We start from the raw sequence: 19,089 nt of genomic DNA, 5'->3' as shown, positions 1-19,089 counted from the left end.
CTGTTTTAGAAAGGGTTTTAAATCCTAAATTATTTTCTTAGCTCGACTTCTTCAATGTCCTTTTTTATGAAATGGAGCATTTCCTTGAGCTTATCTTCAACGAGATATAGGCTAAATATATGTTCAAATTTATTGAATTTGGACAGTTGATTGGCGGTGATGCGGTTGCCCCGATTGGTGACCATATGCTGGGCTACTCCTACGGCAGCATCACTTTTATGCTTATTCTTAAAAAGGCCGACTTTGTTGGAATAATGGAACAGGCAGGTGATTCCTTCTCCTGTAAGCGTCATATGGATTCCGCTGGAAGGTCCAGGAATCTGATCCCGAGTATCTTTGTCCTCCGCTTCTAGGTTTGAGATTTTTTCGACATAATCCAGTTCAGCGCAAATATATTCATTCATCATAGCCTTGAGATGGGGTTGCTCGATATCATAGCAGCTATTAGGAAAGGGCTGGTAATGGGTGATTTCTTTTTCTAAAAGCAGGAGGCCAGACAGCTGGTCAGCCCTGCATAATGTGTTCAATTGTCTATCAATATTTTCTTTCCACCGATTGCGGAGACCGAGATAGTTAAAATTGTACCGGATCAGCAATTCCATAAACCGCTTCGGGTAGGACTTGTCGCGGGTATCGTAGGCAATGCTTTCCAATGCCATGAGAAAGCTATTGAGCCATTCGCAATGATAAAAGAGTAACTTGGGTGGCTTGTGCTCATCAAATAGACTGTCCATGCCATATCGAATTTCTAAGAGATACTCCTCATCGAGTTGCTTTGCGTGTAAGCGGGCAAATAATTTAGTCAGCCTTGTCAGGCTACTGTCTTTGAGAAGCTGTTGGTCGTATATGGGGAGCTCTTCCAAGGGGTTCATATGCTCTTTAAAATGCAGAATGCTCTGCCAGATACTTTCGTGCAGCTTGACAATGGTGCTATCGGACTGGTAGGCTTTATAGCGATATAGTCTATCAAAAAGCAGCCTGAATTTGGTATAATAGCGCCTAAAGGATTCCTTGGCCATACCCGATTTGGCATGGCTGATATAATGCTGTTCTGAATCGCGGATCAGATCATCACAGGCTATTACAATAGACTTGTCGCTTGGGATGGAGCTGCCTTTCAGACTATCTTGCAATATGCCGTACGCATTGATTGCATCTTCCAATTGGTTTAATGATCTGATCATGATTCCCTATTTTGTTGTTGACTGCAGGTCATCTCCAGCTGTAAAATGGCACGGCCCCGATTGTTTAAAATATAAAATTGATCAAACTCTTTCTCGTCCATGAGGGAGTGAAAATCGCTGGTATCGATGCGGTAGAATGCCGAGATCCAACCGATCGTTAAAGCGAGTTCCAACCGCTCTTGCCAGGGCATGATATTACAAAAAGCAGCATCGTGAGCTAAGCCCTCCCTTGACCGCTTGGTCCGCACACTCAGACATACTAAGAGCAGTTCCAACAATGCATAATCATCGAGCTGGTCGAGCCAAAGCTGTGTTTTTTTGTCGTGGAGCTGCTGCCGCAGGGCCGGAAGATCGTAGAGCTGTAGCGTTTCCAGAATAGGGTATGAGGCAAATGGCTGTAAGGACTTATTGATTAAATTGCGTAGATTAATAATTATCGTGCTTAACAGGTGGTAGGGTATTTTTTTATAATTCTGTTCATGATAATGGGCAATTTTTAGTTTGCTCAGAAAAATTTCAGGCTCATCATTCGCCTTGGTATTATTGCAGCGGTGACAGCTGAATACAATCAGCCTTGAGTCAGGATGTTTGGAAATAGGGCGTACATGGTCTCGGGTAATCTGGCGACTGGTATCTTTCCGAGAAATGTCTAATGGTCTGTCGCAGTAGTAGCAGGTGAGGGTTGTATTGATTTGTGCTGCTGCTTCATTGATGGACTGTGCGCCCGTTACATCTTGATATTTTAATTGCGGTTTTTCGGAGTCCGTTTTTTTGACAATTGAGAGATTCCGTTGATGGAGATTTGGCTCCAGTTGATTCAGGATATATGATACGTTTCTGATCACGGTCTGGATCCGCGACACATCAATATACTTAAACTCCTGCTGGCGCTCAGAGCACTCTTGCAGTATTTCTAGGAATTCTTCAGGCTCAAGTCGCGATTTGGCTCTTTGGCAGGTATGGCACACGGTGACCCGGATCTTATTTCCGTACCATTTTGTTGACGGACGGAATAGGTCATTGCATCGCTGCAGGTTAGTCCAGTTATTATAGCCACTCAGATGGCGCTCGCAGTAAAAACATTGATCTACGGGGGAGCGGTAGAACGATGGTCCATGTGTTATTCTTAATCTTCTCATAATTATATTTTTATTGATAATACTCATAATGGCTCGCGCTAACCGGCGTGATATATTCAGTTATCCTTAAAAATTCCCCTACTATAAAATTAACAAGGTATTGCCTAGAAGGCAAGGTAAAGCCGATGTCAACAGACGAACCGTAGTGGGGATGAGACGTAAATCCTGCTTTTAGAGTGCGTAGGAGTTGTTTTTGTACTGTTGGACAAAAACGAGATTATGGGATGAACGGTTATCGGTATTGGAGACAGGGATTAAAAAAAAGCAGGATTCCGTAAATTTTTACGGAATCCTGCAGCACTCTTTTAAGGATCTGCCAATTTTTTATTTAGGAAATTAGTTATTTTTACCTGCCTTAACCAATTTGAAAACTTCATGCAAACAAAAAAATTAATCGAGAGATTTCATTCAGAGATTCAGGTCAACTACTTTTCGATCAGACTTCAATTATTCTTGTCTATTCTGATCGGCAATTTCTTCTGTTCACCGAGCAAGTTTCTGGTTTTTGATAAACGCTATGCAGAGCCCAGGTTTTATCTCTATTGGTTTCTTTCCTCACTTATTACGTTATGCGTATTGTACGGAGCGCATTTATTTAATCGGTACATGGATAGAAGGAGATCCTGGCTGACAGATTTCAAGCCACGCCTGATCCGGCAAATTGTCTATGGACTATTGGTCCCTACCTTGCTCACAACGATCCTGGTGCTGTTGGTGTTTCTACCGTTAGCCGCAAAGGGAATGGATGCTATTGGTCCATATATGCGCAACGAATTCAGGTTTGTCTTTTTGTTCATATTCATATTGAACCTGCTATTCTTGCTGATATACATCATCCGATTCTCCCGATTTGTTAAAGATCAATATGTAGAGGCGGAAATTGAAAGGACTGCGCTCAAGGAGTTACTTATTGAATATGAAGAGCTGCAGCTGAAATTGGAGGATGAGGGTGGCGAGGACTTTTCCGATGCGGTCAAGCTCGCACCTCGTCTTGGGGTAAAATACGGCTATGAAGATAACTACGTCGCACTTGACAGCATCGCATTTATCAAAAGCTCGGCTAATGATAAAAAGCTCCTGACCTTGACGAGTAGCAAGGAGTATACACACAACTATAGTCTTGAGACATTGATGAAAGTACTCGACCATAATCAATACTACCTGATGTACAGGCGTTATATCGTCAATCGGAGTATCATCAAAGGATATAATACGTTAGAGAATGGTGTATTGACGATTGAACTGAAACCGAATTTTGAGCAGCAAGAGGATGTATTTGTCAGCCGCCAGGATGCATCTGACTTTAAACGCTGGTTTGATACGGAATGAGGGACCTTTAAAGTTTGTAATTTATAATTTCTGTAAGAACGGCCTAGGTCGTAGACATAGGCCTCCTTATTATCCAAAGAAACAGCCATAACCGTCATGGCTGATTTCAGTCAGCAGCTCTTGTAGATCACTTGATGGCATAGGTTCGTAAGCCTCCCATTTACCGGAAGCCCGTCGCCAATATAGCTTCCATTGTTTGCTTGATTTGATATACTTTAATTTTGCGAATTCAAGATGTAAGATATGAGTTGGGTTATTCCATTGCGGGCGTATCTCAAACAATAACGCAGTCTGCCCATCCCAGCTGTATCCAAAATCCAGCTTCTTCCGCACCTCCGCATCCTGCGGTTTTTTCGATTCGATAAAGCTCCTGATCTGTACTTCTGCCATCGAGATAATGTCTTTATTGTCTCCCATATTTTTATTTAATTGTCGAATGCACTTTGAGCCTGAAAGATAATATTTCCGCCTTTAAGTACATAGAAATCTGCTAATATTTTTCAGTTTACAAACGCACCATCAAAATCTAGCAATTACAGATCGGCTATTTTTTAGTGGAAATTCAGCTTGTGAAATAAGTCGATTTTCAGTATTTTCAGATAGAGATTTATGATAGGCCTGTTGATGTATCAATGCGTTTTCTAGGGCCGAAAAGCTCGGAGCCATTTAACAAACTCATATAAAAAATGTTTACAGCAGAACAGATTCAAGAAGCCCATAGCAAGGTAAAGTCAGGAGCAGACTTCCCATCTTATATCAAAGAGATAAAAGCAATGGGGGTAACGTATTACGAAGCGTATGTTCGTGATGGACATATCGATTACTATGGAACAAATGGCTATTGGGTCAGCGTACCGGATAAGTATAAACCGCTCACGATAGCTGCGACTGCCAGGACAGATGAATTCAGTGCTGAACTAAAAGCACATCAACAGGGCAAAACAGATTATTTGACGTTTATCAAAATGTGCGCACAGTATGGTATTGAGAAGTGGACTATCGTGATGGAGTATATGACCTGTACGTATTACGATAAAGCTGGGCGGACCATTTTGGTGGAAACTATTCCTCAGGTCTAAAATTGGACTTCACCGAATTCAGTTATACTATTCTTTGTCCAAAAATACGGCCTATAATTCTTGTGTTTCTTGCAGCGATCAAGTAGGATAAGAGATCCCCGGTATGGATATGCCGGGAATCTGCTTGTGTAAGGGGAAAGATTTTATAACCTATTATTTTGATTCAATCTTATATACATAAATTGGTATACTCGGATCTTTAACAGTCGGTAAGGTCAATGTCAAGGCACCTTTCCCTTGTGTCCATCTGACCTTCGATGTGTTGCCAAGCAGACTTATCGAACTGATCGCAAGCTTGTTTTTAGCGAGCTCCGGAATGGCAATCGCTTTTGATGCCGGACTCCGCACAAAGAGATAAACAACATTCCCCTTCTGCGTAAAACGATAGTCTGATACAATTTCTTTTGGGGTCGCATCATTGACAGCGTCCTTCATGCTGGCTTTATCTTTGTCGGATTCTTTTTTTGCCACTTGCGCTGCTGCGACTTCCTTATTGCCGTTCCAGACGCTGCTGCCGTATAGGGCTTCGCCGTTGACCTTCATCCAGGTGCCTATCGCCTGTAGGTTTTCCTCACTCTCCACCGGCCAGCTGCCGTCGCCTTTCGGACCGACATTGAGCAGCAGATTGCCGCCTTTGCTGACCACTTCAATCAGGTTGCGGACGAGCAGTTCGGGGCTTTTCCAGTTTTGATCATGCCGGTTATAGCCCCAATTTTCACTCATCGTAATGCAGGCCTCCCAGTTCTTCCGCGCTGTTGAAACCAGTGTTTGCTCGACCACGGCATAATCGCCCAGACCGTTACCAATCCGGCTATTGATAATACACTGGGGTTGAATGGAGTGGATCAGATCACGGATCTCCTGGCTTTGTTTTTTGGTAATCAGCTCCGGTGTGTCAAACCAGATAATACCAATGGGACCGTACTGTGTCAGCAGCTCACGAAGCTGCGGTTTGACCTTGTTCTCAACATACTTGTTGAGGTCTTTGGCATCTTCATCGGGGTAGTCCCAGGTATTGCTGCGGCCGGCTTTAGTCGGCCAGTTGGTCGGTACATCGGGGTTCTCCCAATCACGGCCCAGGGAATAATAGAAGCAGAGCTTTAAGCCATATTTCTTGCAGGCTGCTGCAAGTGCCAACATCGGGTCTTTGGCCCAGGGCGTTCTCTTGACGATATTATAATCACTGACAGTCGAATTGTACATCGAAAAGCCATCGTGATGCTTGGCGGTGATCACAATATACTTCATGCCGGCGTCATGGGTCATCCGCACCCAGCGGTCGGCATCAAAGCCGGTCGGGTTAAACTGATCGGCGATCTTGGCATAGGTCTTAACGGGGATCCGCTCGTAGAGCATAAAATGCTCACCGCCCTTGGTGGGGTGCCCATTCCAGTCCCCTGCCGTCTGGGAGTACAGCCCCCAGTGCAGAAACAGACCAAATTTGCCATCGGTAAACCAGGGGGCGGGCTGGCCGAACAGGTTCAATCCTGCCAAAGCAAATAGCAGAAGCAGGATTGTTCTTATGTTATTAAAAATTAATGTATTCATCGTAGCTATCAGCCTTTTCTAACGGTTTTGTACTTTCATAGATGAAACTTTATCGTTGAAAGTCGAAAGGTAGGAAGACGAAGATGTGACGACGAGGCTATCGCCAGTAAAATTATTTCCGTTGTATAACGTGACTTTAACATTGGCGCCCACTTTAATGGACGAAATGCTATTGTCTGTCACGCCTTTTGCCAATAAATCCGATGTGGTATATTGCCCTTTACCAAAGCTCCCTTTCACACCGGCATAGGATGCATTGGAATAGGTATACACCGAATCTTGATTGGTCGTCATGAGCCCGTTGACATAGTTGAAGTCGTAAACATTGGACGTGGTGTATCCATTTTGCAATAATAATTTTACTTTAAGTTCGTAAGGTGTATTGCCTTTGTAGTAAAGTTCATTGAGGTCTATTGTTCCTTGGATGCTACCTGAAGAAAGCGGCGTAAATTTCCATGTGACTGCATTGTAATCTTTGTTGGCCCCGGTACCTTCGTTGTTCGCATTGGGATCCATATAGACCAATATCTCGCTCACAGGTAAATTAGATGTATAATTTCCTGTAATAAAGATTTTTTGCTGACTGTTGTCAATGGCAAATTGAGGTTGGATGGAATAACTGGGCGCTTGGTAAGGACTGGCAGTCGCCACGGCAGATTGAAAAACTTCATTTCTGCTGAGAATTGCTGCATCGGAGCCGGTTAGGAAAGTAGGCAGTCCCTTGCTAAAGCTCACATTGCCACTTCCCATCAGTGATGTGCCCAATGTAGGTTCTTCACTGATATATTTAGCATGGTTATGAGGTAGGTTTAATCCATGGCCCAATTCATGTAGCATACCGCCGAGGTAGTTTGAGCTTGGATTTGGAATTCCATTGACAGACATGGAGGAATTGTCCACCGCAAAGCAGTATTTGCCATAGCCATAGAACGGCTGGCTGTTATCGCCGTCTGTCCTTGCCGGCAAAAGGACTAAATAGTGATTGTTGGATGAAAACTGGCCTGGATGGGCAGCCTTGTATGTATTAATTTCATTTATAATTTTACCGGCTGATATTGCTGAACTGTAGGGGTAGTCTGCCTGAGCTCCCGCGGCCGGAATTTCAATAATGTTGACCAGGCCTGTAGAATCTTTTGCCAGGCCCAGATAATTGCTATAGCCATAGCGCCCCATTTCATTGTGTAGCCAGTCCTGAAAATGGACAAACAGCTGCGATAGCCGGGGTTTGTAGCCGGGTAAGGCTGGATTGTCTGTAGGTACAAACATAATGATATTGAGGTTTACCGGATTCGTTACAAATTTAAGATTGGACAGGGATGTGTCGATGACACCATCGTTGGAGGAGGCCTTTGACCGTCGGATTTCTGCCGTATTTTGCTCGGGCAATGGCTTCGAACAGGCGAAAAAAAGTGATAGGACAGTGGTTGACAATGCAATTCCCTGAATGATCTGCATCCATTTTTTTGTTTGTTTTTTCATAACTTTTGAAATAAGTATTTATAATTGTTGATGCGTATGGGTTACTTAGGATCTACCCAAACACAAATCTATAGTAGAGAATATATTTTGATTTATAGTGATTTGCGTTTAAGTCAAACGTTTGCGTAACTTACGAAAACGTTTCAATTGATTTACTTATTCAGAGGACTTGCGTGTCAGGATAGAAGCTTGTAATTCAATGTTTTGATACCGTGCTGCAATCTCGTTATCCGAACTGTCCAAAATTTTATGGAGAATAGCGAAAGCCTGAGATCCGATTTCACGCGAAGGCTGTACAATGCTTGACAATGACGGCTGAAAAATATTTGTGTATTGAAAATTAGCAAAACCGATCAGGGCTAAACGATCCGGTACGGCTATTCCGATAGCCTGTAAAGCCTCTAAGGTTAAATAGGTAAGTTGATCTGAGGCTGTAAAAATTGCCTCGGGCGGGCTACTTGAATTAACGAGATGTGTGAGCTGATTTTTTAATTGATCCAACACATCCGTTCTTTCGCTATTGGTTTCTATCGATAGGAGATAATCCGAGTTATAAGCGATGTCAAAATCCCGCAGACATTGAATATAACCACGCCGGCGCTCGGTTGATGTTCCCGGCGACAGATTGGAAATAAACAGAATTTTCCTTTTGCCCCGATTGATCAACTGAGAAATACCTTGGTAAACCACTTTAAAATTATCTATTCCAATTTTATACGTATTTATATTATAATTGGTCCGGTCAATAAGGACAATAGGGGTACCCTCATCTTTTAACCGCTGGAGATATTTTAACGAAATATTATTCCCTGTAGCTGCAATGACGACAGCGTCTGCACCCTTTTTAGATAACATTTCTAAATGTTTCAATTCAAGCTGCGGGTCGTCTGCGCTCTGCATAATGATCAGGTTATAATTCGTTTCGGACATCTCTCTTTCAATACCTTCGAGAATCTGCGAGAAAAATGGATTGCCGATCGAAGGAACAATCATACCGATAATATTTGTTCGCCCCTTACGCAATAGTTTAGCATATTGATTGGATTGATAACCATTCTCATTAGCAAATTTTTGAATTTCAGCTTTAGTTAACGGGCTGATTTCGTGACTATTCGAGAGCGCTTTGGATATAGTGCCTATGGAGTAGCCCATGGCCTTGGCAATATCTTTTATCGTTATTCTTTTCATGTGTTGGAATTGCTTTTATCCCTTTCATTTACTATCGCTTGTCTATCGCTAGTTTTTGGCGGTGCTATTTTCGGGGGTCAATAAAAGAAGACTATCAGGCCATCCGGCCTGATAGTCAAACTAAACACGCTAAATTAAAGCGATGGTCACCTCTACCATTTTTTTGACCGACTGTCGGCTATTAGTTCGTGACATTGACAATATACCATACATTGAGTTCGCCAGATCGTATGGTGACAGTGTCCTTGCCGACGGCTAAGCCAGTAACCAGCCCGGTATTGCTATACGTGGCAATTTCAGGATGTTTGTTGCTATAGGTCGCGTCTGTTACAGTACGGTTTCCGGGATTGACTGCCAGATTGATCTGGAGCGGTGTACCGATTTTAACAGGGATCTGCATAAAGCCCCCCGAATTTACGGCCTCCCGAACAGTTAAATTGTCTTTGATCGGACCAAGATCTTTTTTGCAGGAATGAAAAACTAAACTTCCGCACAGGCAGCTTAGCAATAGGTATATATTTGATCTAATTTTCATGATATTATTTCTTTTTTATCCTCATTATTTTGCACCCAACCATCCTGGGTTCTGAACCAGCTGGCTACCGTCCAACGTGAGGTCATATAAAGGTAATGGCCAATAGTAGCGGTAGTCTGCCCATAATGCGACGCCGTTTGTGATGGTGGCACTCCTCGGATATGCGATAATAAATCCATTATTATCCAAAAAGATGTCTTTATTGACTTCTTCTTTTAGGGCGATAATAGGTTTTGCGGTATGCGAACCATCGTATAGTTTTCCTTTTTCGGCTGTAAATTTCATTCCACGTAAGGGAACGGTCATCAGATTGCCGGCTTTCCAGCGCATCAGGTCTTCGTAACGGCGGTCTTCCAAGACCATTTCTACACGACGTTCACGCCTGATTTCACGGATGATAGGGCTAACGGCATAATCAAGTTTGGACGCGTAGATCTCATCAAGCCTGGGGTCTGCCGGCGGGTTGCCAAGCTCTAATTTGCTGCCAGGATATTTTGCAAAGTCAAATCCTGCGCGCTGGCGCAACAGGTTGATCGTCCGGTCCAGATCATTCTGGGTCAGCGTACCTAAGATTGCTTTTGCTTCGGCCAACATCAGTAGCACTTCGCCATAGCGGAATTCGATAGCCGTTTGCTGGCCGTTTGTTGTCGCTTCATTTTCGGTCCGGTCGCCCATCCAGTGTTTAATGGGAAGGTAGCCCGTCACAGTTGTGCCGCCGCCTACATTATAGGATAGTCGAGGATAGGTAATCCCATTTTTTTCGAGACTGGTGGTCCCATCCGTTCTGTTAAACAGGGAGCGGTTTTCACCTGGATAATTAATGGTCTGCTTCAGGCGCGGATCGCGGTTTTCAAGTTCGGACCATAGGCCATCATATCCTTTGAATAGGGGGTTGGCAGTGTAGTTGCCAGCCGCGCCCGAGGTATAGATCGGTTTCCCGTCAATACAGAGGTATTCGTCAATAAGCCCACGTGTTGCACCTCCCGCTGGTCGCCCGCCTGAGACACTGTTGTTCTGATCCCAATACCGTTGAGTGGCATGGCCCACCACAGTACCATTGTATACCCTGGCCAAAATAGCCTCTTTATTACCGTCAGAATTTGGGTCTTTCTTAAACGTAAACATTTTCCAATAAGGGCTATCGCCTGTGGCATAGAGCTGATAGCGACCAGTGGCTATGATTTTTTCACAGGCATCTACAGAAGCTTCTAGGAAAGATTTTGCTGTACTTTGCAAGGATAGCTCGTTGTGATAGGTTCGAAAGGAACCTTCGAACAGGCCTATCCGTGCTTTTAAAAATAGTGCCATATCCTGATTGATGCGTCCATCGGGACGGCCGGTGACGCCTTCCAGTCCCGCAATGGCCATATCGATCGTCTTCATTAAGGAATCAGCGACCACGGTGCGCTTATCCCTAGGATTGAACAATTCCTTACTGTCGATATTGAAATCACTAGAAATCCAGGGTACATCGCCAAACAACATCAGTTTGCGATAATAATCCATGGATTTAAAGAAATACGCCTCCCCGATATATTTGTTCAGTCGGGTAATGTCATTATTGACCGCGGGCAATGCATTTGTGTAGTTTTGGATGAAATAATTGACCGAGCGCAGATTTTCCCATGTCCAGTCGACCGAAGCGCCTCCATTTGGCGGAATAAATGTGTTATCCAGGATACTGCTGATATTGCCATAACGGACCATATTGTCGGTCATAAAATCGCTGGCCAGCAGATGGCTGCCGCCAACCACATTGGGATTGACTTTGGCATCTGCCCAGCCCGTACCATGCCCTAGAATATACCGGCTATAGAGGTTATTCAGGTAGAGTTTCAATTCGGTTTCAGTATATAATGAGTTGTCCTTCGATAGGTCGGTCTCAGGACTTAGTTGTAAAAATTTATCGTTACAGGACTGGGTCAACAAGAGAGATGATGCTGCACCGATCACGATTAATCTGAATATGTTCTTTTTCATAATAGTTTAGTTAGAAGACAATTTGGGCACCAAAAGCAATGGATCTCTTTTGCGGATAATCGGCGGATATCTGGTCGACGTCAAAAATTGTTGGTATTTTAGTCACTTCAAAGATATTGTAACCGGCCAGTGTGAAGCGTAACCGCTCGACGCCAACTCGTTTGGTCAGCTCTTTGGGCAGGGTATAACCCAATACGGCTTGTTTGAGTCTGAGGTAGGCACCGTTGATCAGATATCGGTCCTGAACGTCGACCGAAAGGCCATACATGGGAAATTCGGCATCAGTACGATCCGGAGTCCAGGATCTTTCGTACATCCATTTTGAGCCAGCGCCACCGCCCCAATAGGACGATAAGCCAGTCCAGATATCACGTTTCAGTACGCCCTGGAATAGGAAATCAAGATCGAAATTTTTGTACTGCACATTTCCAGTGATCCCAAACCGATAACGTGGTGTGGAATTTCCGATAACGACACGGTCACCCGGATTTGCCAGCGTATTCAAACCAGCATCTATTTTACCGTCCGGAATTCCCTCAGGTCCGCCCAGATCCTGGTACCAGATATAGCCGGGAAATACCGTTCCCTGATAAGCGCCATTGTAAATCCAGTTGCCATTGAGTGGATTTTTGCCGGCAAAATCACTTTCCTGCAGTATCCCGCCGGTACGGTATCCCCATATTTCGCCAACGGTTTTCCCATCATACATCACTTCTCTGTTTGATTGATTGACAATCATCATGGTCGTATTAGAAGCATAATGCTGTACTTTGGTCAGGTAGTCGGAGAGGTTAAGACCGACACGATAGCGGAGCTCATTGTTAATCGTCTGCTTCCAAAGGAAAGAAAGTTCGAATCCTTTTGTCTCCAGTATCCCTGAATTTTCCAAAGGTGCAACCGTACCCAAAACGGATGGGAACGCGGCACTGCCATCAGTCAGGATATCCGTGGTTTTTCTGTTGTAATACTCAAAGGTAACATCGAGTCTGTTTTTGAGAAATGTACCATCTAAACCGATGTTCCAGGTTCTGGCCTTTTCGAAAGTCAGATAAGGGGAAACTAGGCCAGGTGGGTTGATATAGACGATCTGTTCCCCATTGATCAGATAAGGAGCTTTTCCTGTTTCCATTGTTGCCTGATAAGGATAGATGGAGGAAGGCTGATTGCCTAATTTTCCCCAGCTTCCGCGCAGCTTAAGTTCGTTGAGCCAGTTTCTTGTACCTTCCATAAAACCCTCCTGCGAGATCCGCCAGCCAGCAGAGAAAGATGGAAAGGTAACAAACCGATCATTCTTTGTAAATTTGGAACTACCATCATAACGCAGATTGCTCTCAAAGAAATACTTTTCGGCATAGTTGTAGTTCACCCGTCCGAATACGGCACGGCCGGCAAGCGTATATGCATTTCGGGATACGGTATGCAAAGATGGATCCTCTGCAGCATCAGGATTCTGTATATCTGCTGAGATCAGTTTCCGGAATTTATTGGTGATCTGATTAAATTTTGTCTGTTCCTGATTATATCCCACGACAGTGGAAAAATTATGTTTCTCGGCCCAGGTCTTTTTGTAATCAGCATAGATATTAACCAAATATTTATTGGTGTTGTTGTTATCAAAATAAGCCTGATTCTCTCCTGCGTCGGCTTGTTGGGAGGAATACTTCCAGGAATCTATTATTTGGTTGAATTTTGGACTATACCGATTCAGGCTATAAGACTGCGGCTGATAGCTGAGGTCTGCCTTTAGTTTCAGTGCATTGGGTATAAGGGTAAATTCGGGAGAGATCAATAGTGATACTCTTCTGTCCGTGGACTGGTTGTTAGCACCATAACTCAACCAGGCAAGAATGTTATCGGTGTAGGTATTGGGCAAAGGATCATTTGGCCCCGTTTGGATGGGCATATTGATGTTTTTGTTTGTCTCGCCCATCATGGCAGACCAGATGCTTCCCTTTCCGCCAACAATATAAGGGCTGTTGAAATTGGTCTGGTCAAAACCTATTTTCCCAAAAACGCTGAACCAGCTATTCACTTTGGCATTGATATTCATCAGGGCATTGTAGCGTTTCAATTTATCGGTGTTGATCTTATACATACCCGATTGATTCTGTAAGCCTCCGGAAATATAGTAGTTAATGGATTCGGCACCACCGCTGAGGTTAAGCGTATGTTTTTGCATCGGGGTCCATTTTTTGACCGCTTCCTCAAATGGATTGACATTGGCTACCCAAATGATGTTATTTCCCTCCTGATACCAAGCATTTTCAGGCGTTGGATTATCCATATACTTTTGGATCATTTCCAGCCTTTTTTCATCCGATGTGTTGGGTTTACCATTTGTCCATAGTGTTCGGTCCATACCCGATTTTTGGATCTCATAGGCGTTGAGGATGTCAGGAAGGCCAGAAGGCGTATCAAAGTTGGAATCGAAGTTGTAGGCTATCTTGCCTTTCTGATTGAATTCACCGCGTTTGGTACGAACTAAGATGACTCCATAGGCAGCTTTGGTACCATAGATTGCAGCTGCCGAGGCGTCTTTGACAAAAGACATGTCCATGATATCATTCGGATTGAGCTGATTCAGGGCGCCTGTAGAGCTTTCAATCCCATCTATGATCACCAAAGGGTCGCCATTGACGGATTCAAAAACCTTTGTATTCGCGTTATAATTCATAGAGGTACCTCCTCTCAGGTTAAATCCTGGCGTACTGTTTGGTGAACCGTTTCCAAAGGTAATGTTTAAGTTGGGGACAAGGCCCTGTAAAGCCTGCCCGATATTGGCGACCGGACGATTCTCAAAAGCTTCTTTGCCTACATGTGAAATGGCCCCCGTTAAGTTGACTTTCTTTTGTGTACCGAAGCCGACAACAACAACTTCCTCCAAAGCGCTGTCGTTTTCTTCTAATGATATGTTCAAATCGCCGGCTGTCGTACTGTTGAAGGATACTTGCTGTGGCTTAAACGAAAGATGGGATATGGTCAAGGTTCCTGCTGGTTGTGCGGAGATTAACGAAAAGTTTCCTTTGCTGTCAGAGGATGTTCTGCTTGTGCTGCCATTTAAACTGATCGTGGCATTTTCAATAGGCGCTCCGTCTTTTTTGGACGTCAATCTGCCTTTAATGCTGTATTGTTGTTGCTGTTGCACCTGAACAGTTTTTTTTGGTGCATTGGGCAGCACGACAACATGTTTCTTGTGGATCTCAAACTGAAGCGGCAGCTCATCCGATAGTTCTTTAAGCACCGTTTCCAGCCGTTGATTGCTGGCATCGATGCTGACTGTCTTTAAGCCATTAAAGAGGCTTTCATCATAAAAGAAATGATAGCCAGTCTGTTTCTTGATTTCCTGAAAGATGGTTTTCAGGTCGCCTTTGTTGACATGCATGGTAACCTGCTGGGCTTCGGATTTACCGTATACGCCATAGGTAAAAAGTAATCCCAGAAACAGGGTTGCTTTGATCCGTTTCGAAATAACGGGCGAAAAACGAGGGTCGGTCGATCTTTTCCCGAATAGGTAATTTTTGAAATAATTCATATTTTCAGCAATAGGATTGGTGTTTTTGGTTTAATTCAGGTACTCAGGTACCTTTGGTTAGCACGGAATAATGCGGTGCCGGTAAGTTTGGTTAAGTAAATATTTAGATCATAGATTGGTCCTCCTTTGATAATTGATTGTCTTGTTAATTCTTATTCTTTACGGTGACGGTTTTCTGGTCAATGATAAATTCAACTCCGGCGCCACGTTTTATCAGCTCCAGGGCTTCGGCCAGGCTGACGTCTCGGCTGATGCTTCCCCCAAAGGTCTTCTTGGTGATCTGACCCTGGTAAATGACTTTGATATCATACCATCGCGCCAGTTGCTCCATAATATCCTGAATCTTGTCGTGCTCGAAATAGAAATAGCCCTGCTGCCAGGCGGTTTCCTTTTCAATATTTGCCCGGGTGATACGCATATCGCTGCCATCGAATTCAGCTTTTTGTCCGGGGATTAGCTGTTTTGTTGTCTTGTTTTTATTGGTCAGCTGAATACTGCCATTGATCAGTGTGACATTGGATGAGGCACTGTTGTAGGCCGTTAGATTGAAAGCTGTCCCCAGGACTTTGATGTCACCATGGGCAGTACGGACAATAAATGGTCGATTTTTTTCGTGCGCCACTTCAAAGTAAGCTTCACCGCGCAGTTCTACTTGTCGGATCGATTTACCAAAGGCTAGTGGATAAGAGAGTTCGGACGCTGAATTGATCCAGACTTTGGTACCGTCAGGCAGCACCATGCGATAGAATCCCGATGCAGGTACGGTCAGGGTATTTTTTAAGGTAGCAAGTTCCGCTTGCCCATTGTTTGGTTTATAGTGTAGCTGTCCATCCGTAATTTGGAGCTGTTCACCATGCTGTTCGTTGAGTGTAGCCTGTTCCTGCGAGAGCTCCACAGTTTTACCGTTAGAAAGTGTGAGTGTCGCTTTCTGTCCACCCGGTAAAACGTCATTTTTATAATGATACACCTGATCGGCGACAATCTGCTTATCCTGCTGTGTTTTATTCAGGAACAGTGCGGCACCAATAATAAGGAGCAGGCTGGCGGCCAAGCCCACATAGATTTTTAGGTTTCGGATGTTGCGAATGCCGACTGATCGAATAGCGGATTTGGCCGATTCATGGGTTAGGATTTTAGTTCTTGCCTGATCCAGGTCTAGGCTATTCCAAAACTGGGCATCGCTGGATTTGACACCCTGGCTGATATAGCTGTCCCATTGATCGCGCAGGGTAGGATCATCTTCAAAGATCTTTTGGAGGGATTGTACATCAGTCTGACTTAATGTCCCACTAAAATGCTTTACTAAGTAATCTACTAGTATAAATTGGTGATCCTTCATGTTCTTCAATCGGTTGTTTGATTAAAAGAGCCACAAGGGATGCAAAAGGATGGAAGGAAAAATGGAAAAAAGTATAAAATATTGTTAGTCAGGGAGTAAAAATAGTAGAAGTGCTAACATCCGGCTATCCAGACGCGTGCGTAGAAGCTGTATCGCTCTTTTTTTCTGACTTTTGACCGTGTTAATGGAAATGGTCAGGTTATTGGCAATTTCATCGTTGGAGAGCTTTTCAAAAATTGCCATGTGCAGCACCTGCTTGCAGCCCTGCGGCAATTGGTTGATGGCTTCCATCAGCTGGTTGATGACTTCGGCCTGCATCATGGCATCCATGATCGTCTGTTCTTCGATCATGTCCTTATCGAGCTGATCAAAGTACTTGCTTTTTATTTTTTCACTTCGGATCTGTTTGAGGCAGTTGTTGCGGACAGCAATGAAAAGATAGCCCTTGCGTGCACCTTCATCTTCGGGCAAGGTATTCCGCCCCTCACAGAGTCCGGCGAAAAAGCTCTGGACAATATCTTCAGCCAACGCTTCGTCATTCAGCAGATTGTTTGCAAATAGACAGAGCTGTTTGTAATACTGCTGAAAAAGCGATTCGATATCATAAGGTAGAGATGTCTGCAAATTTTCCAAGTGATTTAAGATGTATTAAGCGATTGACATAACAGGAGCTCTTGGAGCATGGCATAAATATAGGAAAATATGCTAAGTTTTTGAATTGGTAGAAAATTAGACTTAGATAGTCGTGTTGGGATCAACCGGAGGCATCAATATTTTCTTCGCTGATTTTCCTTTATGCGTTCAAGTACATATGCATAGATATAAGGCAACGAAACAATAATAGCCAATGCCACGATGACTTTTAAAAGCATGAGGATGATCTGAAAGGGAAGAGCGCCCCAAAAGCTAAAATAATCCAGGGGAATAAATAGTCTGGAACGATCCGCTCCATCAAACAGTATGTTATAATTTTTATGCTTGACATAGTCCCTTACCTGGCTGTCAAGCGCCAAGTTATGGCCTTCGATATCGCTGTCTGTATTCCATAAGTTATTGGAGTAACGGCGGGTTGCCTCCGAAGCGTAAACTTGCCGCTCTTTGTCCCCGGCCCGGTAAGTGTAGGTAATGGATGCGGTAGACGAAGCGGCAGACTGCCTTGTCGTTGGCGTCCAACGGATTTTGTAATCAGTAATTTTGCCCTCCACTTTCGTCCAGCGGGGATGAAAAAAAAGAAAGCTCCGGTATTGAAACCACGGTAAGCAGGAGTAGATCGTTGACCCGGTCAGATAGACCACAAAGGAAAAAATAGCGAACTTCTTGCTGAAGATCTTGCGGTTAAAAAATAGCATAAACAGCAGCGGGGACAAGACTATCGTAAAGATAAGAACAGGTGGCGGACTGACGCACAGGAATACAATATATAGCACTGGCATCAGAAATTTGTACGTAATTTTGTCGTACAATTTCCTTGTCTCTTTTAGATAACTTTCGTTTGAATTATTCATCGCTATTGATCATCATATTAGATTATTGGCCGTTTGACTTGCGACCAGACTGTCCAAAGAGGCCGTTGAAAGATCCGCTAAATTTTAATCGTTCATGCCATCGTAATATACATCTGTTTTGTTCAGAATATCCTGAACCTGTTCGTACTGTTTTTTGGTAAAGCCTGTCTCATACAGGAAGAACAGTCCGCTCCATTTTATCTTTTTGACGGAGGCCAGGAATGGCTCCCATTTCATGGGATTATTGGTAAAGGGGACATAGACCAGCTTGGGATTTGTAGCCAGTACTTCGGGAAACGATTTAAATTGGTTGTAGGAAAAATTAGCTTTTTCCAATTTTTTTAGTGTCGCGATAGATTTGGGCAGGGAAGATAATCCTGCATTTTGTATCCCCAGTTCTTTCAGTTCAGGTAGCTGCTGAAACAGGTCAGGTAGTTCCCCCAGTTTCGTTTCACTTTTGTAATTGCCTGATAGATATAATATGGAAAGTTTGCTCAGGCTAAAGATTTCTCTTGGAAAGGCCGTAAATAGGTGGCTGTTCAATCCGAGCTGCTGTAGATTTTTGAGCTGCGCAAATGATGCCGGCAGTGCTGTCAAGGGGTTGTTGCAATCGAAACCTTCGAGTACAGTAAGATTGGAAATACTGGCCGGAAGTATTTTTAACTTATTTTGACTTAAGGTCAGCTTTTTCAACCGATGATTGGGCGTTTTGATTTCCGGAAAAGCATCCAGGGCGAAATTTTCGATTGCCAAAACTTCCAATTGTATGCCCTCGTTTAGGATCTTCTGCAGAAGGCTACTTTCGATCGTTTTTCCCGAGACCATGGTACTAAAAGACAATTCTTTCAGCTTCGATAGATCTGCATTTTTAAATTCGTCGATATCCTGGAAGTGTATTTCCTTTCCGCCGGTTGTTGTGGCATGAATAGCAGGGGTACTCGTTGTGGGCATCGGCGCAGCAAAGATGGCAGGCTCTGTAGCGTGCTCCCCCTCATGCACGGGCAGCACTTCCGGAATGACCTCCACCTTTGGTGGTTCGGCGATAGCCTCCACTTTTGGTGGCGGGATCTGCTTTTTCTTCTTTTTCTGTGCGGAGACAGTAAGGGCGAAAAGTGATAGACTAAAAACGAGGATATATTTTTTCATGTTGATCTGCTTTTTGTTGAAGCAAATATGCGCATTAAGACTGGGCATTTTTTTGTCTATTTATATCCGTGAGACTTTGTTTACGATTCGTTTTGTTTGATGTGAT

General features: G+C 43.8%; 15 protein-coding genes. 2 read left to right on the top strand and 13 right to left on the bottom strand.

Features of this window, described 5'->3' with window-relative positions; genetic code table 11:
• Positions 1-29: 29 nt before the first annotated feature.
• Entirely contained in the window at positions 30-1,184 is a 1,155-nt protein-coding gene (locus tag AC07UV_RS12035; RefSeq protein WP_495183924.1) for a hypothetical protein, read from the bottom strand.
• Positions 1,181-2,323 carry an HNH endonuclease gene (locus tag AC07UV_RS12030; RefSeq protein ID WP_495183923.1) on the bottom strand — a complete coding sequence of 381 codons (1,143 nt, stop codon included), beginning with the start codon at positions 2,321-2,323 and terminating at the stop codon, positions 1,181-1,183. The genes AC07UV_RS12035 and AC07UV_RS12030 overlap by 4 nt, the downstream gene beginning before the upstream one ends.
• Positions 2,324-2,698: 375 nt before the next feature.
• On the opposite strand from AC07UV_RS12030, the gene AC07UV_RS12025 reads away from it, so the two are divergent.
• On the top strand, positions 2,699-3,652 hold the full coding sequence (locus AC07UV_RS12025; protein WP_495183922.1) for a LytTR family transcriptional regulator DNA-binding domain-containing protein: 954 nt from the start codon (positions 2,699-2,701) through the stop codon (positions 3,650-3,652).
• A 69-nt stretch (positions 3,653-3,721) separates the two neighbouring features.
• Here the strand turns inward: AC07UV_RS12025 and AC07UV_RS12020 are convergent, their stop codons facing one another.
• Entirely contained in the window at positions 3,722-4,069 is a 348-nt protein-coding gene (locus AC07UV_RS12020) for a DUF3024 domain-containing protein (RefSeq protein ID WP_495183921.1), read from the bottom strand.
• Between the two features lie 269 nt (positions 4,070-4,338).
• Here AC07UV_RS12020 and AC07UV_RS12015 point away from each other — a divergent pair, with 269 nt between their 5' ends.
• Entirely contained in the window at positions 4,339-4,731 is a 393-nt protein-coding gene (locus AC07UV_RS12015; RefSeq protein WP_495183920.1) for a DUF1398 domain-containing protein, read from the top strand.
• Positions 4,732-4,884: 153 nt separating this feature from the next.
• On the opposite strand, the gene AC07UV_RS12010 is transcribed toward AC07UV_RS12015, so the two are convergent.
• The 10 genes from AC07UV_RS12010 to AC07UV_RS11965 form a co-directional block, all read right to left on the bottom strand.
• Positions 4,885-6,279, bottom strand: a complete 1,395-nt coding sequence (locus AC07UV_RS12010; protein ID WP_495183919.1) for an alpha-L-fucosidase — start codon at positions 6,277-6,279, stop codon at positions 4,885-4,887.
• An 18-nt stretch (positions 6,280-6,297) separates the two neighbouring features.
• Entirely contained in the window at positions 6,298-7,758 is a 1,461-nt protein-coding gene (locus tag AC07UV_RS12005; protein WP_495183918.1) for a beta/gamma crystallin family protein, read from the bottom strand.
• 156 nt (positions 7,759-7,914) lie between these two features.
• Positions 7,915-8,946, bottom strand: a complete 1,032-nt coding sequence (locus tag AC07UV_RS12000; protein ID WP_495183917.1) for a LacI family DNA-binding transcriptional regulator — start codon at positions 8,944-8,946, stop codon at positions 7,915-7,917.
• Between the two features lie 181 nt (positions 8,947-9,127).
• Positions 9,128-9,481: an Ig-like domain-containing protein gene (locus AC07UV_RS11995; protein ID WP_165308552.1), complete on the bottom strand. Its 354-nt coding sequence runs from the start codon at positions 9,479-9,481 to the stop codon at positions 9,128-9,130.
• Between the two features lie 24 nt (positions 9,482-9,505).
• The gene (locus AC07UV_RS11990; RefSeq protein WP_495183916.1) at positions 9,506-11,461 is read right to left on the bottom strand and encodes a RagB/SusD family nutrient uptake outer membrane protein; all 1,956 of its coding nucleotides are present in this window, start codon (positions 11,459-11,461) and stop codon (positions 9,506-9,508) included.
• 10 nt (positions 11,462-11,471) lie between these two features.
• Complete coding sequence (locus tag AC07UV_RS11985; RefSeq protein ID WP_495183915.1) at positions 11,472-14,993, bottom strand: TonB-dependent receptor; 3,522 nt, start codon at positions 14,991-14,993, stop codon at positions 11,472-11,474.
• A 145-nt stretch (positions 14,994-15,138) separates the two neighbouring features.
• Positions 15,139-16,332, bottom strand: coding sequence for a FecR family protein (locus AC07UV_RS11980; RefSeq protein WP_495183914.1), 1,194 nt, complete (start codon positions 16,330-16,332; stop codon positions 15,139-15,141).
• Between the two features lie 84 nt (positions 16,333-16,416).
• On the bottom strand, positions 16,417-16,965 hold the full coding sequence (locus AC07UV_RS11975; protein WP_495183913.1) for an RNA polymerase sigma-70 factor: 549 nt from the start codon (positions 16,963-16,965) through the stop codon (positions 16,417-16,419).
• Positions 16,966-17,099: 134 nt separating this feature from the next.
• Positions 17,100-17,837 carry a hypothetical protein gene (locus AC07UV_RS11970; RefSeq protein WP_495183912.1) on the bottom strand — a complete coding sequence of 246 codons (738 nt, stop codon included), beginning with the start codon at positions 17,835-17,837 and terminating at the stop codon, positions 17,100-17,102.
• A gap of 84 nt (positions 17,838-17,921) precedes the next feature.
• The gene (locus tag AC07UV_RS11965) at positions 17,922-18,983 is read right to left on the bottom strand and encodes a leucine-rich repeat domain-containing protein (RefSeq protein WP_495183911.1); all 1,062 of its coding nucleotides are present in this window, start codon (positions 18,981-18,983) and stop codon (positions 17,922-17,924) included.
• Positions 18,984-19,089: the final 106 nt, after the last annotated feature.

This window comes from Sphingobacterium sp. GW821-FHT03E03 (assembly GCF_059420745.1).
The sequence above is the reverse complement of the archived record's forward strand: the minus strand, read 5'-3'. Positions and strand labels throughout refer to the sequence as shown.

Excerpts from the sequence above, each read along its gene's own strand:
- AC07UV_RS12005 (WP_495183918.1), bottom strand. The coding sequence starts at position 7,758 with ATGAAAAAACAAACAAAAAAATGGATGCAGATCATTCAGGGAATTGCA.
- AC07UV_RS12020 (WP_495183921.1), bottom strand. The coding sequence starts at position 4,069 with ATGGGAGACAATAAAGACATTATCTCGATGGCAGAAGTACAGATCAGG.
- AC07UV_RS12025 (WP_495183922.1), top strand. The coding sequence starts at position 2,699 with ATGCAAACAAAAAAATTAATCGAGAGATTTCATTCAGAGATTCAGGTC.
- AC07UV_RS11995 (WP_165308552.1), bottom strand. The coding sequence starts at position 9,481 with ATGAAAATTAGATCAAATATATACCTATTGCTAAGCTGCCTGTGCGGA.
- AC07UV_RS12015 (WP_495183920.1), top strand. The coding sequence starts at position 4,339 with ATGTTTACAGCAGAACAGATTCAAGAAGCCCATAGCAAGGTAAAGTCA.
- AC07UV_RS11990 (WP_495183916.1), bottom strand. The coding sequence starts at position 11,461 with ATGAAAAAGAACATATTCAGATTAATCGTGATCGGTGCAGCATCATCT.
- AC07UV_RS11965 (WP_495183911.1), bottom strand. The coding sequence starts at position 18,983 with ATGAAAAAATATATCCTCGTTTTTAGTCTATCACTTTTCGCCCTTACT.
- AC07UV_RS12000 (WP_495183917.1), bottom strand. The coding sequence starts at position 8,946 with ATGAAAAGAATAACGATAAAAGATATTGCCAAGGCCATGGGCTACTCC.
- AC07UV_RS12030 (WP_495183923.1), bottom strand. The coding sequence starts at position 2,323 with ATGAGAAGATTAAGAATAACACATGGACCATCGTTCTACCGCTCCCCC.
- AC07UV_RS12010 (WP_495183919.1), bottom strand. The coding sequence starts at position 6,279 with ATGAATACATTAATTTTTAATAACATAAGAACAATCCTGCTTCTGCTA.
- AC07UV_RS12035 (WP_495183924.1), bottom strand. The coding sequence starts at position 1,184 with ATGATCAGATCATTAAACCAATTGGAAGATGCAATCAATGCGTACGGC.
- AC07UV_RS11980 (WP_495183914.1), bottom strand. The coding sequence starts at position 16,332 with ATGAAGGATCACCAATTTATACTAGTAGATTACTTAGTAAAGCATTTT.
- AC07UV_RS11985 (WP_495183915.1), bottom strand. The coding sequence starts at position 14,993 with ATGAATTATTTCAAAAATTACCTATTCGGGAAAAGATCGACCGACCCT.
- AC07UV_RS11970 (WP_495183912.1), bottom strand. The coding sequence starts at position 17,837 with ATGAATAATTCAAACGAAAGTTATCTAAAAGAGACAAGGAAATTGTAC.